This is a genomic window from Alkalisalibacterium limincola, assembly GCF_008017755.1.
Taxonomy (GTDB): Bacteria; Pseudomonadota; Gammaproteobacteria; order Xanthomonadales; family Xanthomonadaceae; genus Alkalisalibacterium; species Alkalisalibacterium limincola.
Genome location: NZ_VRTS01000003.1, coordinates 212,719 through 226,738, shown reverse-complemented (window position 1 = coordinate 226,738; position 14,020 = coordinate 212,719). Strand labels below are relative to the sequence as shown.

Sequence of the window (14,020 nt, the reverse complement as noted above, 5' to 3'; positions counted from 1 at the left end):
CCACCGCGTTCACTGTGCAGCGCGAGGCGAGGCCGTGGCCGCGCCGCCCCCGTCGCGCCTGGCGGCGGTCAGCTCCTTCGGCGTCGGCGGAACCAATGCCCACGTGGTGCTTGGCGAATCCCCGGCCAGGCAGGTGCAGGCGCCGGCAAGCCGCCACATGCCCATGCCGCTCTGGCTGCCGGTCTCCGGCGCCGACCGCGACGCGGTGCTGCGCAACGCCGACGCTTTGGCCACCCATCTGGAGGACCACCCGACCCTCGCGCTGCAGGATGTCGCCGCCACGCTGGGCCGCCGGACCGCGCGGACGTTCCGGGCGGTGGCCACCGCCAGCGACTGCGCGGAAGCCGTAGCCTCACTGCGCGCCATCCGGGACGTGCGGGCGGCGCTCGACGCCCCCCGGGTCGTGTTCCTGTTCCCTGGCCAGGGCTCGCAACATCCGGGCATGGCCGCCGGCCTGCGGGAGTCCCTGCCGGCCTTCGCCACCGCCTTCGACGCGGTGATGGACGTCATTGGCCCGCATCTCGACATCGACCTTGCGGGCCTCCTGCTGGAGCGCGAGGCAGGCGAGGACGCCGCAGCCCTGCTCGCACAGACGCGCTACGCCCAGCCCGCCCTGTTCGCGATGTCGTACGCACTGGCGACCTGGTTGCGTTCGCTGGGCGTCGAACCTGCCGCGATGATCGGGCACAGCATTGGCGAATACGCGGCCGCGGCGGTGTCGGGCCTGATCGACATGGAATCCGCCGCGGGCTGCGTTTGTGCACGCGGGGCCGCGATGCAGGCCCAGCCGCCCGGCGCCATGCTGGCCGTGCGCGCCGCCCTGGCAGACGTCGAACCATTGCTTGGCGAAACCGCCGAAGTCGCCGCCAGCAACGCACCCGCCCTGACGGTCCTTTCCGGGTCGGTAGAAGGCATCGAGGCGATCGCCGCGCGCCTGGGCGAGCGCGACGTCCAGACCACCCGGCTCAAGGTGTCGCATGCCTTCCACAGCCGCAGCATGGAAGGCGCGCTGGATGCGGTGGAGTCCGCCTGGCGGGCGGTGGCCACGCGCGAGCCGCAGGTCCCGTTCTATTCCTGTGTCACCGGCGCACGGATCAGCCGCGAGCAGGCGGGCGACCCGGCCTACTGGGCACGTCAGGTCCGCCAGCCCGTGCGCTTCAGTGACGCATTGATGGCCGAGATCGACCAGCCCGACACGGTGTTCGTCGAAGTCGGTCCCTCGCAGGCGCTTTCGTCCCTGGTTCGCGCCCACCGGCGCGGCGATGGGAGCGTGCCCCCCTGCGTCGCACTTCTGCCAACCGCTTCGGGCGACGGCGCGGCCGCACCGCATGCCGTGCAGGCCGTGGGGTCCCTGTGGGCGCTGGGCCTTCCCATTGCGCCTGTTGCCGACGCGCACGCACATCGGGTTGAACTGCCCGGCTACTGTTTCGCCGACACACGCTTCTGGTATCCGCGACCCGAACCCGGCCACGCCAGCGAAGCGCAGCCAGCCTCGTCGACGCCCGTCGCCCCGCCCCGCGAAGCGATCCGGCAGCCGCCTGCCACGCCTGCCCCAGGACAAGCTGCGGATCGCAGGTCGGTGATCGAATCCGAGCTGCGCCAGGTCCTCGCCGGCGTCGCGGGACTCGCACCTGAAGAGATCGACGGCCAGTCATCGCTGCTGGAACAGGGCCTGGACTCGCTGTCGCTGACCCAGGCTGCACTGGAAATCAGTCGCGTGTTCGACTGCCGCGTCGCGTTGCGCGAACTGCTCGGGCCCCTGGATCGACTCGGAGTGCTGGTGGACCACCTGGACGAGCGGGTGTCGCCGGATCGGTTCATGCCGGCCACGCCGGACGTGGAACCCGACACCCCGGCCCAGGCGCCACAACGTGCGGACGGGCAGGATGCTGCCAGCGATCCGGCGCCTGCGAGCCCGCTGCCGACAGTACCTGCGCTTGTGTCGTCGACGGACGTGGCGCGCCTCATCGAGCAGCAGATGGCACTGATGGCCCAGCAGCTGGAACTGCTGCGTTCAATCCAGGGGTCGTTGCCCTCCCGCGACCCGATCCGCGAGGACACGCCGGAGTCCGCCACCCGCCCATCCGCGGCGGAGCCGGATGCACGTACGCGAACATCGGCCGACGCCCCCCTCCCCCCGTGACTGGGGAAGCGCTGCAATCCGGCCCGCTCGGCCCGGGGCAGATGGAACGCTGGCTGGCGGCGAACTTCGATGACCGCGGCATGCTCGCGCTCAACGAGACGCTTCGCCTGGAGCTCACCGGAGACCTGGATCTGGCGGCGTTCCAGGACGCTGCACGCGAGATCTTCGACAGGCACGGCGCTTTCCGGCTGGCGTTCGACGACGAACAGCCGCGCCAGCATCTCGACGGCACGGCCAGGCTGCAGCTGGAGCGCATCGACCTCGACCGGCGCCCGGACCTGCTGGGGGCGCTGGAGTCGCTGTGCGATGAATACGCCAACACCCGCTTCGACATGGGACAGCCACCACTTGCCCGGGCGCTTCTCATCCGGGTCAGGCCTGGACACCACGTATTCCTGCTGGTGGTCAGCCACCTGATCTTCGACGGGTGGTCGTCTTCGGTCCTGGTCCGCGAACTTGCCCAGGCCTATCGCGCCCGCACGCAGGGCCTGGACTCCCGCCTGCCCGAGGCCGACTCGCCGGTCGCCTTCGCGGTGGCGGAGCGCGATCGGTTCGACGGACCGGCTGGACAGGCCGACCTGGCCTGGTGGTGCGACACGCTCCGCGACGTCCCCGAGGCACCCCGGATCGGAGATGTCGCACCGGCCGGAGACCGTGGGTTTTCCTGCGCGACCCTGCGCCACGAGTTCGACACGGCCACGCTCAAGGGGCTGCGACGCCGAGCGGTGCCCGGCAAGGCCACCCTTTTCCACCTGCTGCTGGCGTGCCTCGCATCGGAGCTCGCGGACCGGACCGGCCGTCCCCGCGTGGTCGTGGGTGTTCCCTATCCGGGCCAGGCCGTGGCGGGGCGACACCACCTGGTCGGTGATGGCGCCCTGGACCTTCCCGTGCTGCTGGACCTCTCGCAGGCCGAAGGGTTCGACGAGACCCTCGGCATCGCCCGCGACGCGATGATCGAGGCCCTGGAGCACCCGAACATCACCCAGGGCACGCTGGCACGCGCGTTGGGCTTGAAGGCGAACGGGGATCGGCCACCGATCAGCGGTGTGTTCTTCAACCTCAATCCGCGGGTGCCCCTGACCGGCTTCGAACCGCTGGTGGCCAGCGTGCGCGAAGCGACCAAGCCGGGGCTGCTCAGCGAGGCCTTCTTCAACTTCTACGAACTCAACGACTCGCTGCTCCTGGAGCTGCACTACAGCCGCGACTTCTTCTCCGAAGGGCACGCGCAGCAGGTGCTGGACGGCCTCGTCGAGCGCATTGCCGGCCTCGGCACGGACGATCGCGCCATCGAAGGCCGCGGCAGGGCGACGACGGGCGAGCGCGGCGCGGCTGCGCACTGCTCCGGTCCGGCGCTCGCCTATCCCCGCACGATCAGGGTCGACGAGCACGTGTGCGCGACCCTGCGCCGCTCCGAGGCCGCGTTGGTCTTCCATGACACCTGCTGGCGGGGCGAGGATCTCGACGACGCCGCCAATCGCCTGGCCCGGGCGTTGCGCGAGCGGGGCATTGGGCGCGGCAGGCGCGTGGGGCTGTGCCTCGAGCGCGGTCCGACGATGCTCGTGGCGGTCCTGGCGGTACTCAAGAGTGGCGCGGCCTATGTCCCGCTGGACCCGGCCTATCCCGATGCGCGGCTTCAGGTCATCGCCGAGGATGCAGGCTTCGACCTGGTGCTGGCGGACGCCGGCGCGGTGCTCGGCTGGCTGGGGAGCGTGCAACGCCTCGACCCCACCGAAGCAATGGCCCCGGAGGTGGACGCCTCGCCCCTGCCCCCTGATCCCGAACGCGATGCGTCCGGAGAAGACCCGGCCTACGTGATCTTCACGTCCGGTTCCACCGGTCGCCCGAAGGGCGTGGTCGTGCCGCACCGCGCCGTGGTCAACTTCCTCACCAGCATGGCGGTCGAACCCGGGCTCGACGCGCAGGACCGGCTGGTGGCGGTCACCACCCTGTGCTTCGACATCTCCGTCCTCGAGCTGATGCTGCCCCTGGCGACCGGGGCCACGCTGATCCTGGCCGACAGCGGGCAGGCAGCCGACAGCGAGGCGCTGATCCGACTGCTGGACGACTCCCGGGCGACGGTCATGCAGGCCACGCCGTCGACCTGGCGGATGCTGCTGGAGACCGGCTGGACGGGGCGCGAGGGCTTCAAGGCCCTGGTCGGCGGCGAGGCCTTGCCACCGACGCTGGCGCGTGAACTGTTGGCATTGGGACTGGAGCCCTGGAACATGTATGGCCCGACCGAGACAACGGTCTGGTCCAGCCTGTGGCCGGTCCGTGATGCGGATGCCATCCGCGTCGGCCGCCCGATCGCGAACACGACGATCCACGTACTCGATGCAGGCCTCATGCCCTGCCGACCGGGTTCGGTGGGCGAGATCTTCATCGGTGGCGATGGCCTGGCGCTGGGCTACCTGGGTCGAGAAGACCTGACCCGGGAGCGCTTCCTCGACGCGCCGGAACAGGCCGGGATCGCCGGGCCCCTCTACCGGACCGGCGACCTGGGCCGGTGGGATGCATCGGGTCAACTCGAGCACCTGGGCCGGGCGGACTTCCAGCTCAAGGTGCGCGGTCACCGCATCGAACCGGGCGAGATCGAGCACTGCATCGCGCGGCACCCCGACGTCGGCCAGACGGTCGTGGTGGCCCGGGAGGTCGCTCCCGGGGACGTGCGCCTCGTGGCGTATGTGACCGCCCGTGCCGCCCACTCACCGGATCCGGCCTCGGTACGCCAGCACCTCGTCGATGCCCTGCCCAACTACCTCGTGCCACAGCACGTCGTGGTGCTTCCGGGGCTTCCGCTGACCCCCAACGGCAAGATCGACCGCAACGCCCTGCCCTGCCCGCTGACGGTGGTCGCCCATGCCCAGGCGTCGGCCGCGGCCGACACCGGAGCCGAGGATCCGCGCGTGGAGATGCTCCTGGAACTCGTCCGCGAGGTGCTGGGCGATCCGGGCATCCAGGCCAACGACAACTTTTTCGAAAGTGGCGGCCATTCCCTGCTCGCGCTGAGCGTGGCGGCACGGGTGAAGGCGCGCACCGGCGTTCGACCCAACCTGCTGCGGCTGGCCAACTCGAGCCTGCGTATCGTCGCGATGGAACTCCCGAGCCCCGGTCGGGCAGCCGAACCCGAAGTGCGCCAAGGCTTGGGCCGGCGCCTGCTTCGCATGATCGGCGGCGACCGGACGGGGCAGCAGCGATGATCCGCCCGGGGCCACAGTTCGTTGCCGCGGGCGAAGGGTCGATCTTCGCCATGGCGCACCTGCCGGCGACCACGCCGCGCATGGTGATCGCCTGGTGCCCGCCGATGCTGCATGAGCAACCGACCAGCGTTCGCCTGTTCTCCCTGCTTGCGGAGGAACTGACCGGTCGCGGCGTTGCGAGCCTTCGCCTGGACTACCGCGGCAGTGGTGATTCGCCCGGAGACAGCGAGTCACTGACACTGGCGGGTGCGGCTGGGGATGCAGGTGCTGTCGTCGACTGGCTGGCTGAACAACTGCCGGGTGTGCCGGCCATGGTCGCGGGTGCCCGTGCCGGCGCGTTCCCCGCGGCCGTCGTCGCGCAACGGCGATCGCTCCCCCTGTTGTTGTGGCAGCCGGTCCCCACTGGCGCCCAGTGGCTGCGTGAGCTGCACGCACTCGATGCGCAGGAGCGTTTCAGCACGCACCGTTTCCCCTTCCTGAGCCCGGATGAACTGGCCGAAGTTCCCTCGGACTGCCTGATGGGCTTCCGCACGGGCGCGCGCCTGCGCAGGGAACTCATGGATGCGGTGGTCACTCCGGGGCTCGCGGCCATCCTCGTGGACGAAGAGCCGTCGCCCCCAGGTGAACACCCGGGCAGCATGGGTTTCATCGCGCTCACGCAGGCGCTGGCGTCATGGACAGGGAAGGTCGATGCACCGGGTCGCTTTCCGAACCGGGACATCGCCCGGATCGCCGAGAGCCTGTCGGACCGGCTGCACTGGCTGGTACGGGAGGCGGCATGAACGAACGCGTACTTGCATTCCAGGACGGAGGCTTCGGCATACTGACGCCGGGCAATGGCAATGCCCGCGAGCCGCGGGTGCTGGTGCTGTTGAATGCCGGCTTCATGCCGCGCAGTGGCGCGTTTCGCCTGCATGTCGAACTTGCCCGCTCGCTGGCCTTGCGGGGCATCACGACGGTGCGCTGCGAGATGCCGGGGGTCGGCGACAGCCACGGACAACTGCATTGGCCGGCCTGGCCTCGTCAGGTCCTGGACCAGGTCTGCGCGGACACCGGGTGCGCGAGCGTGGCGGTGGGTGGCATCTGCAGCGCCGCGGACGACGCCTGGCGCCTGGCCCAGGTCGACGAGCGCGTCGATGGGCTGCTGCTGGTCGACGCCTTCGCAACCGGCGGGTTCTGGTTGCACTGGGGTCGGCTGGGCCTGCTGCGGCGCCGAAGCTGGCGACGGCGTTGGAAGGCCCTGGGCCAGGTCTTCAAGCGCTCCGCGCCGAGCGAACCCACGGACGACGACCTGCGTGCGTGGCCACGGCCCGAGCAGGCCCGCAGCGGCATGCAGGCGCTGCAGCGCAGGGGCGCGCGCATGCTGTTCGTCTACACGGGTGGCTCGGCCTCCTATTTCCTGCATCCCAGGCAGTTCCAAAGGACCTGGGGCTGCGACGCCGACGGCACCCAGGTGCGCTTCCAGCACTGGCGCGATTGCGACCACCTGATGTTCCGTCCGCAGGACCGCCTGCGGCTGGCCGATACGGTCGGCGAATGGATGGGCGGGCACCAGGCTCAGGCCGCATGAACCATCCAGCTTCCCCCGACCTCTACCCCCCGTTCACCGGAGCCGCCTTGCGGGTCCTGGTACTGCTGGGTGTCGACGAGGCGCCCGCCTGGCTGGTCCGCATGCTCCACGACCTGGGAACCAGCCGGCATGTGAAGCCCGCCTTCGTGCGCGTGTCCGGCCCGTCGCCGCCCCCCCGGCTTGGCCCGGTCTTCCGTGCCTACCTACGACTCGAGCGGATCACCGTGGGGTCGATGGCCGCCGTGTTCACCCCCACCGCACTGCCCGCCGACATGCTCGAACACCATGCGACGGGAGCCCTCGACGCCAGCGGCCGGCTGGGACTGGACCAGGGGACCCTGGACAGGATCGGGCAATGCTCACCCGACCTGATCCTTGCGGTCGGCCTGGCACGTCCGGCGCGGGAACTGGCTGCCCTGGCCCGGCATGGTGCATGGACCCTCGAACCCGATGCCTGCGACCCGCTGGCGAGTGGCGCCTGGATGCTGGACGCGTTCGCGCGCGGCGACACGACGACGGTGGCCGGCCTGTGCGTGCACGACAGCACCCGGGGTGCGTGGCGACTGCTGGAGCCCGTGATCGTGTCCCCGCCGCGCCTGAGCTTTTCGCGACACCGTGCCTACCAGTTGCAGAAGGCGCCCGCGCAGCTGTTGCGGGCGCTGCGACGCCTGGCCGAAGGCACCGGGCTGCGCTGGGTGGAACGACCCGAGCCGATGCGCCCCCATGCCGTCAATGTCATCGCCTTGCTGGGCCGGCTCGGGATCCGGGCAACGCGCAGCATCTTGCAGCGTGCCAGGGGCATCGAATGCTGGATGGTGGCGGTGCAGCGACGAAGCGCCCACCTCGATCCAGAGGCCCCCAAGGTGGGCGAGGTGCGGCGCCTGAAGCCGCCCACCGGCTGGTTCTGGGCCGATCCGTTCCCCTGGCGCGAGGACGGCGGCGACTGGGTCATGATCGAGGCACTGGACTACCGCAACGGCCGCGGCGAGATCCAGGCGCTCGAGCTCGACGAGTCGCTGGCCGTGCGGCGGGTGCACCCGGTCATGCGCGTGGACCACCACCTGTCCTATCCGTTCGTGTTCCGGTGGAGCGATGCGACCTGGATGGTCGTGGAGAGCAGCGCCGCCCGTCGAACCACGCTGTACCGTTGCGAGCAGTTCCCCGATCGCTGGGTGCCGGAGGGCGACGTGCTGCCGGGATGCCGGATCGTCGACACGACCCTGTGCGAGCACGAGGGCCGCTGGTGGCTGTTCGGCTGCATCAGCGAGTCCCCCTTCGACGACGGAGGGCGCGAGTCCAACGAACTCTTCGTGTTCCATGCCACCAGTCCGCGTGGCCCCTGGACCCCGCACCCGTGCAATCCGGTGTGCAGCGACGTGTCGCGGGCGCGGCCTGCCGGCCCACTGTTCCGCCATGGCTCGCGGCTCATCCGTCCTTCCCAGGACGGCTCGATCGAATACGGGCGTGCCGTGCAGTTCAACCACATCGTGACCCTCACGCCCGAGGCCTACGAGGAGCGACCCCTCGGTCGGCTCGCCGGCGACTGGCATCCCGGGCTTCGCGGTTGCCACACCTACGCATTCAGCGACGGGCTCATGGCGATCGACGGCAAGTTTTCCGCGCCGCGCTCGCACGCCCGCCCCAGTCACAGGAAAACGGAGATCGGCCATGCAACCTGACACCGTACTCGTCACCGGCGGCGCCGGTTACATCGGGAGCCACGTCGTCGCCCACCTGCGCGAAGCCGGGGAACGCGTGGTGGTGCTGGACAACCTCAGCACCGGTTTTCCCGAGGCCGTGCTCGACGCCCCCCTCGTCGTCGGCGATGTCGGCGACGCCGGCCTGGTGCGCAGGATACTGAAGGACCACGACGTCGGCACGGTCATGCATTTCGCGGCACGCACCATCGTGCCGGAGTCGGTGAGCGATCCCCTGCGCTACTACGGCAACAACACCGCCGCCTCGCGGACCCTGCTCGAGGAGTGCCAGCATGCCGGCATCCGCCGGCTCGTGTTTTCGTCCACCGCTGCGGTCTATGGCGTTCCCGACGGAGGCCGGGCCAGCGAGGAAACCCCCACCAGCCCGATCAATCCCTACGGCAGCTCCAAGCTGATGACCGAGTGGATGCTGCGCGACCTCGCCGCCAGTTCGCCGCTGCAGTACGTGGCCCTGCGCTATTTCAACGTGGCAGGGTGCGACCTGCGCGGACGCATCGGCCAGTGCACGCCCAACGCCACGCTTCTGGTCAAGGTGGCCGCGGAGGTGGCGGCCGGCCGCCGGGCCCAGTTGATGATCTACGGGACCGACTACCCCACGCCGGACGGCACCGGCGTGCGCGACTACATCCATGTCGAGGACCTGGCACAGGCACACGCCGATGCGCTGGCCTACCTGCGTGCCGGGGGCCAGTCCATCACGCTCAATTGCGGATACGGGCACGGCTACAGCGTCCGCGAGGTGGTCGACGCGATGTCGCGTGCCCACGGGCGCCCGATCCCGGTGCAGGAGGCTCCCCGGCGCGCCGGGGACCCGCCGGTGCTCGTCGCGGAATGCCAACGCATCCGCGACGTGCTGGGCTGGTCGCCGCGCCTGGACGACCTGGACGTGATCGCCCGCAGCTCGCTGGCCTGGGAACTTCGTGACGGGGTCAGCCATGCGGCGTGAGCAGGTCCTTGATGCGGCCCGGCGCAACCCCTTCAGGCTGGCCACCTTCGCCACGCTGGCCATCGTGCTGGCGCTGCTGGTGCCGATGACCGAGCAGATCCAGCTGGGACCGCTGTTGAGCCTGATGCACATCCCGATGTTCGCGCTGCTGGTGCTGCTGTGGATGCATGCGCTCACGCGGAAGTGGCTGGGGACGGCGGCGGCTGTGGTGATGTGCCTGGCGGTGGGCACCACGCTGGCCGTGGGGACGGAGGTGCTGCAGTACTGGATACCCGGCCGCTGGCCCAGCGTGGCCGACGTGGTCAGGAACCTCCTCGGCCTGCTGCTGGGCATCGGGGTATTCTTCTGGCTGGGGCTCGAGCGCCGCCGCAACTGAGCCCCGGCAGCGGGAAACCCTGCCCTACTTGCCGAGGACTCGGGCAGGCGTTATCATTCCGCTTCTTTGTATGCCCGTTCCGAGGATTCAGTCATGAAAGTCTTGTCGTCCCTGAAGTCGGCGAAGACCCGTCACCGCGACTGCAAAGTCGTCCGCCGCCGCGGCAAGGTCTTCGTGATCTGCAAGTCCAACCCCCGTTTCAAGGCGCGCCAGCGCTGAGGGTTGGATGGCGGACGCGTTCCGCCATGCATGAAGGAGGCCGCCACCGTGCGGCCTTTTTTATTGCCCGGAGCGCTATTCGTGGCGCAAACCCGATTCATTTGTTAAATAGTGGGACCCAGGCGGCCCTGCCGCCCCTCATCCGGAGACCGACGATGATCCGTTCCATCACCGTGACGAGCCTTTTCGCTGCCCTGCTGGGCATGGCAGGAACCGCCCTGGCGCAGGAGCACGACCGCCGCGCGTCGGGCGACGTGCTGCTGGTCGAGCGCAGCCAAGCCGCCGAGCGCAGCATGGACCTGCCCCGCCGCGGCCTGAGCATGGGCGAGGTGGAACGCCGTTTCGGCGCCCCGGAGCAGAAACACGCGCCGGTCGCAACCGCCCCCAGCACCCGCCCATCACCCGTTGGACCTACCCCGATTTCTCGGTCTACTTCGAGCACAGCACGGTGATCGATTCCGTCGCCAACCGCCTCGACCGCGAAACCGGTCCCAAGCCCGCCTCGCGCTGACCCAGCCGGGGCGGCTCGCCGCCGCACCAGTCCTTTTCCGATGACCCCATCTGAATTCCGGTTCCCCGCCGAGTGGGAGCCCCAGTCGGCTGTCCTCATCGCCTGGCCCCATGCCGGTACCGATTGGGCCGCACGGCTCCACGATGTGGAGACCACCTACCTGGCGCTGGTCGCGGCGATCGCCGCGCGCCAACCGGTGCTGGTGGCCGTGGCCAACGCCGAGCTGCGCGACCATGCCGCCACCCGCCTGCAGCGTGCCGGTGTCGACCTCGACCAGGTCCGCTTCGTGCGTGCGACCTATGACGACACCTGGCTGCGCGACTCCGGGCCGGTCACGCTGGTCGGCCAGGACAGCTTCCGGCTGCTCGATTTCCGCTTCACCGGATGGGGCGGGAAGTTCGACGCGGGCAACGACGACCGGCTCGTCGAGCAGCTCATGGACGCGGACGTGTTCCAGGATGCCCGGCGCGAACGCATCGATTTCGCGCTCGAGGGCGGCGCGATCGAGACCGACGGCGACGGCACGCTGCTGTCCACATGGCGTTGCTTGGCCGAGCGCCACCCCGACCGCAGCAGGCAGGACATCGAGGCGGTGCTGGTGGAGTCGCTGCGCCAACACCGGGTGCTGTGGCTGGAGCATGGCTACCTGGAGGGCGACGACACCGATGCCCACATCGACACGCTGGCGCGCTTCGCCGCGCCGGATGCCATCGTCTACCAGGGCTGCGACGACCCGCAAGACAGCCATCACGGCGAGCTGCAGGCGATGGCTGCGGAACTGGCCGCACTGCGCACGGTCGAAGACACGCCCTACCGCCTGTTCGCGCTCCCGTGGGCCCGCCCGGTCCTCGATGAAGGTCGGCGCCTGGCGGCCTCGTACGCGAACTTCCTGATCATCAACGACGCGGTGCTGATGCCGGCCTATGACGATCCTGCCGATGATGCCGCGGCCGCCGTCATGGCCGAAGCCTTTCCCGGCCGTGCCATCGTCCAGGTCCCGTGCCGCCCGCTGATCTGGCAGAACGGCAGCCTGCACTGCATCACGATGCAGCTGCCGGCTGGCCTGTTGCGGCGCTGATCCCCCGCCCGACCGCCACGGCGGCACGGGCCCGAACCCGAGGACAAGTCCATGAGCAAGCGCACGCTGTCCGTCGCGCTGGTGCAGGAATCCAACCACGGCGACGCCGAAGCGAACCTGGCAGTGATCGAGCAGCGCGTAGCCGAGGCCGCGGCCGCCGGCGCCAGGCTCGTGCTGCTGCAGGAGTTGCACAACGGCGCCTACTTCTGCCAGCACGAGTCGGTCGACGAGTTCGACCTGGCCGAGCCGATCCCCGGGCCGAGCACCGATCGGCTGGGTGCGCTGGCCAAGCGCCACGGCGTGGTCATCGTCGGCTCGCTGTTCGAACGACGCGCGCCGGGCCTTTACCACAACACCGCCGTGGTGCTGGAATCCGACGGCCGCCTGGTCGGCACCTACCGCAAGATGCACATTCCCGACGACCCGGGCTTCTACGAGAAGTTCTACTTCACCCCCGGCGATCTCGGCTTCGAACCCATCGACACCTCGGTGGGCCGCCTGGGGGTGCTGGTGTGCTGGGACCAGTGGTACCCCGAAGCGGCGCGCCTGATGGCGCTGGCCGGTGCGGAGCTGCTGCTATACCCCACCGCGATCGGCTGGGACCCCGACGAAGGCGACGACGAGAACACGCGGCAACGCGATGCGTGGGTGCTCTCGCATCGTGGCCACGCCGTGGCCAACGGCCTCCCGGTGCTCAGCTGCAACCGGGTCGGGCACGAGCCCTCGCCGCTGGGCACCCGCGGCATCCGCTTCTGGGGCACCAGCCACGTGCTGGGTCCGCAGGGCGAGTTCATCGCGCAGGCCGGCACCGATGCACCCGAAGTGCTGCACGCCACCGTCGACCTGGCACGCAGCGAGGACGTGCGGCGCATCTGGCCCTTCCTCCGGGACCGTCGCATCGATGCCTACGGCGACCTGCTGCGCAGGTACCGCGACTGATGGGAACCGACAGCAGCGAGCCGACGGGCGGGGACGGCAACACCCTGCAGGGCATCGACGACCCGACCCTTCCCGACAGGCTCGAGAAGGCCCTGCTGGGCCAGCCGATCCTGGAAGTGGAGCGCGACGGCATCCACTACACGTTGCTGGGCACGGCACACATTTCCCAGGCCAGCATCGACGCGGTGGAGGCCCTGGTCGCCAGCGGCCGCTTCGATGCCGTCGCCGTCGAACTCGACGAGCAGCGGTTGCGGGCGCTGACCGACGTGGAGTCGCTCCACAAGCTCGACCTGTTCGCGATCATCCGCGAGGGCAAGGTCGGCCTGGTGGCGGCCAACCTGGCCCTGGCCGCCTACCAGCGGCGACTGGCGGAGAAGCTGGGCGTGCAACCGGGCGCCGAGCTCAAGGCCGCCGCCGAGGGCGCCGACGCCGCCGGTGTGCCGGTGGTGCTGATCGACCGCGAAGTGGGCCTCACCTTGCGACGGGCCTGGACCGCGCTGGGCTTCTGGGGACGCATGAAGCTGGCCATGGGGCTGGCCGGCAGCCTGTTCACCAACGACGACGTCGACGAGGCGGAGATCGAGAAGCTCAAGCAGGGCGACATGCTCGAGCGCAGCTTCGGCGAGTTCGCGGCGATGGATCCGGCGCTGTACGAAGCCGTCATCGCCGAGCGCGACGAGTACATGGCGCTGCGCCTGCGCGAGCATGGCGCGGCCGCGGGCCCCACACGCGTGCTCGCGGTGGTCGGCGCCGGGCACCTCAAGGGACTGGCGGAGCGGCTTGCCCATGACAAGGCCGAGCCCGCCACCGCACGCGGGGTGCTCGAGCAGGTCGTCCGCAAGCGCTCGATCCCCTGGATCACCATCCTGGTCGCGCTGGCCGTGGTCGGTGGCCTGGCGTGGGGCTTCTCCCAGGGGCGCGAAGTCGGTGCCAGCATGGCGCTGGGCTGGGTGCTGACCACCGGCACGCTGGGCGCCCTGGGCTGCCTGGCGGCGGGCGGCCATCCGCTGGCGATCCTCGCCGCCTTCGTGGCCTCCCCGTTCACGCCGTTCCACCGCCTGGTGCCCTCGGGCATGATCAGCGCCGGCGTGCAGGCCTGGCTGCGAAAACCCACCTATCGCGACTTCCTCTACCTGCGCGACGACACCAATACGCTGCGCGGCTGGTGGCGCAACCGCGTCTCGCACGTGCTGGTCGTGTTCTTCCTGACCAGCCTGGGCACCTCGATCGGCGTGTGGATCAGCATCTTCCGCATCGCCGGCCGGATGGCCGGCGGCTGAAGCACGCGTCCTGCGTCGGATCGGCCCCGAACCGGCCCAT

12 protein-coding genes are annotated in these 14,020 nt (G+C 70.1%); all 12 read left to right on the top strand.

Annotated elements, in window-relative coordinates; genetic code table 11:
• The first annotated feature begins 34 nt into the window (after positions 1-34).
• A complete protein-coding gene (locus FU658_RS06140) occupies positions 35-2,143 on the top strand; it encodes an acyltransferase domain-containing protein (RefSeq protein ID WP_187265951.1) in 2,109 nt (702 codons plus the stop codon).
• Positions 2,140-5,343, top strand: coding sequence for a non-ribosomal peptide synthetase (locus tag FU658_RS06135; RefSeq protein ID WP_255505448.1), 3,204 nt, complete (start codon positions 2,140-2,142; stop codon positions 5,341-5,343). The genes FU658_RS06140 and FU658_RS06135 overlap by 4 nt, the downstream gene beginning before the upstream one ends.
• A 50-nt stretch (positions 5,344-5,393) precedes the next feature.
• Positions 5,394-6,125, top strand: a complete 732-nt coding sequence (locus FU658_RS06130) for an alpha/beta hydrolase family protein (RefSeq protein ID WP_147891276.1) — start codon at positions 5,394-5,396, stop codon at positions 6,123-6,125.
• The gene (locus tag FU658_RS06125) at positions 6,122-6,913 is read left to right on the top strand and encodes an alpha/beta fold hydrolase (RefSeq protein ID WP_147891275.1); all 792 of its coding nucleotides are present in this window, start codon (positions 6,122-6,124) and stop codon (positions 6,911-6,913) included. Before FU658_RS06130 ends, FU658_RS06125 begins: the two co-directional genes overlap by 4 nt.
• The gene (locus FU658_RS06120) at positions 6,910-8,592 is read left to right on the top strand and encodes a glucosamine inositolphosphorylceramide transferase family protein (RefSeq protein WP_147891274.1); all 1,683 of its coding nucleotides are present in this window, start codon (positions 6,910-6,912) and stop codon (positions 8,590-8,592) included. Before FU658_RS06125 ends, FU658_RS06120 begins: the two co-directional genes overlap by 4 nt.
• Positions 8,582-9,577 (top strand): UDP-glucose 4-epimerase GalE, encoded by a 996-nt coding sequence (gene galE / locus FU658_RS06115; RefSeq protein WP_147891273.1) that lies wholly within the window; start codon positions 8,582-8,584, stop codon positions 9,575-9,577. Before FU658_RS06120 ends, galE begins: the two co-directional genes overlap by 11 nt.
• The gene (locus FU658_RS06110; protein ID WP_147891272.1) at positions 9,567-9,953 is read left to right on the top strand and encodes a VanZ family protein; all 387 of its coding nucleotides are present in this window, start codon (positions 9,567-9,569) and stop codon (positions 9,951-9,953) included. Before galE ends, FU658_RS06110 begins: the two co-directional genes overlap by 11 nt.
• Before the next feature lie 93 nt (positions 9,954-10,046).
• A complete protein-coding gene (ykgO, locus tag FU658_RS06105) occupies positions 10,047-10,172 on the top strand; it encodes a type B 50S ribosomal protein L36 (RefSeq protein WP_005913193.1) in 126 nt (41 codons plus the stop codon).
• 155 nt (positions 10,173-10,327) lie between these two features.
• Positions 10,328-10,624 carry a hypothetical protein gene (locus FU658_RS06100; RefSeq protein ID WP_255505447.1) on the top strand — a complete coding sequence of 99 codons (297 nt, stop codon included), beginning with the start codon at positions 10,328-10,330 and terminating at the stop codon, positions 10,622-10,624.
• A gap of 99 nt (positions 10,625-10,723) precedes the next feature.
• Positions 10,724-11,761, top strand: a complete 1,038-nt coding sequence (locus FU658_RS06095) for an agmatine deiminase family protein (RefSeq protein WP_147891271.1) — start codon at positions 10,724-10,726, stop codon at positions 11,759-11,761.
• A gap of 51 nt (positions 11,762-11,812) precedes the next feature.
• The gene (locus tag FU658_RS06090; RefSeq protein WP_147891270.1) at positions 11,813-12,700 is read left to right on the top strand and encodes a carbon-nitrogen hydrolase; all 888 of its coding nucleotides are present in this window, start codon (positions 11,813-11,815) and stop codon (positions 12,698-12,700) included.
• The gene (locus FU658_RS06085) at positions 12,700-13,980 is read left to right on the top strand and encodes a TraB/GumN family protein (RefSeq protein WP_147891269.1); all 1,281 of its coding nucleotides are present in this window, start codon (positions 12,700-12,702) and stop codon (positions 13,978-13,980) included. Before FU658_RS06090 ends, FU658_RS06085 begins: the two co-directional genes overlap by 1 nt.
• Positions 13,981-14,020: the final 40 nt, after the last annotated feature.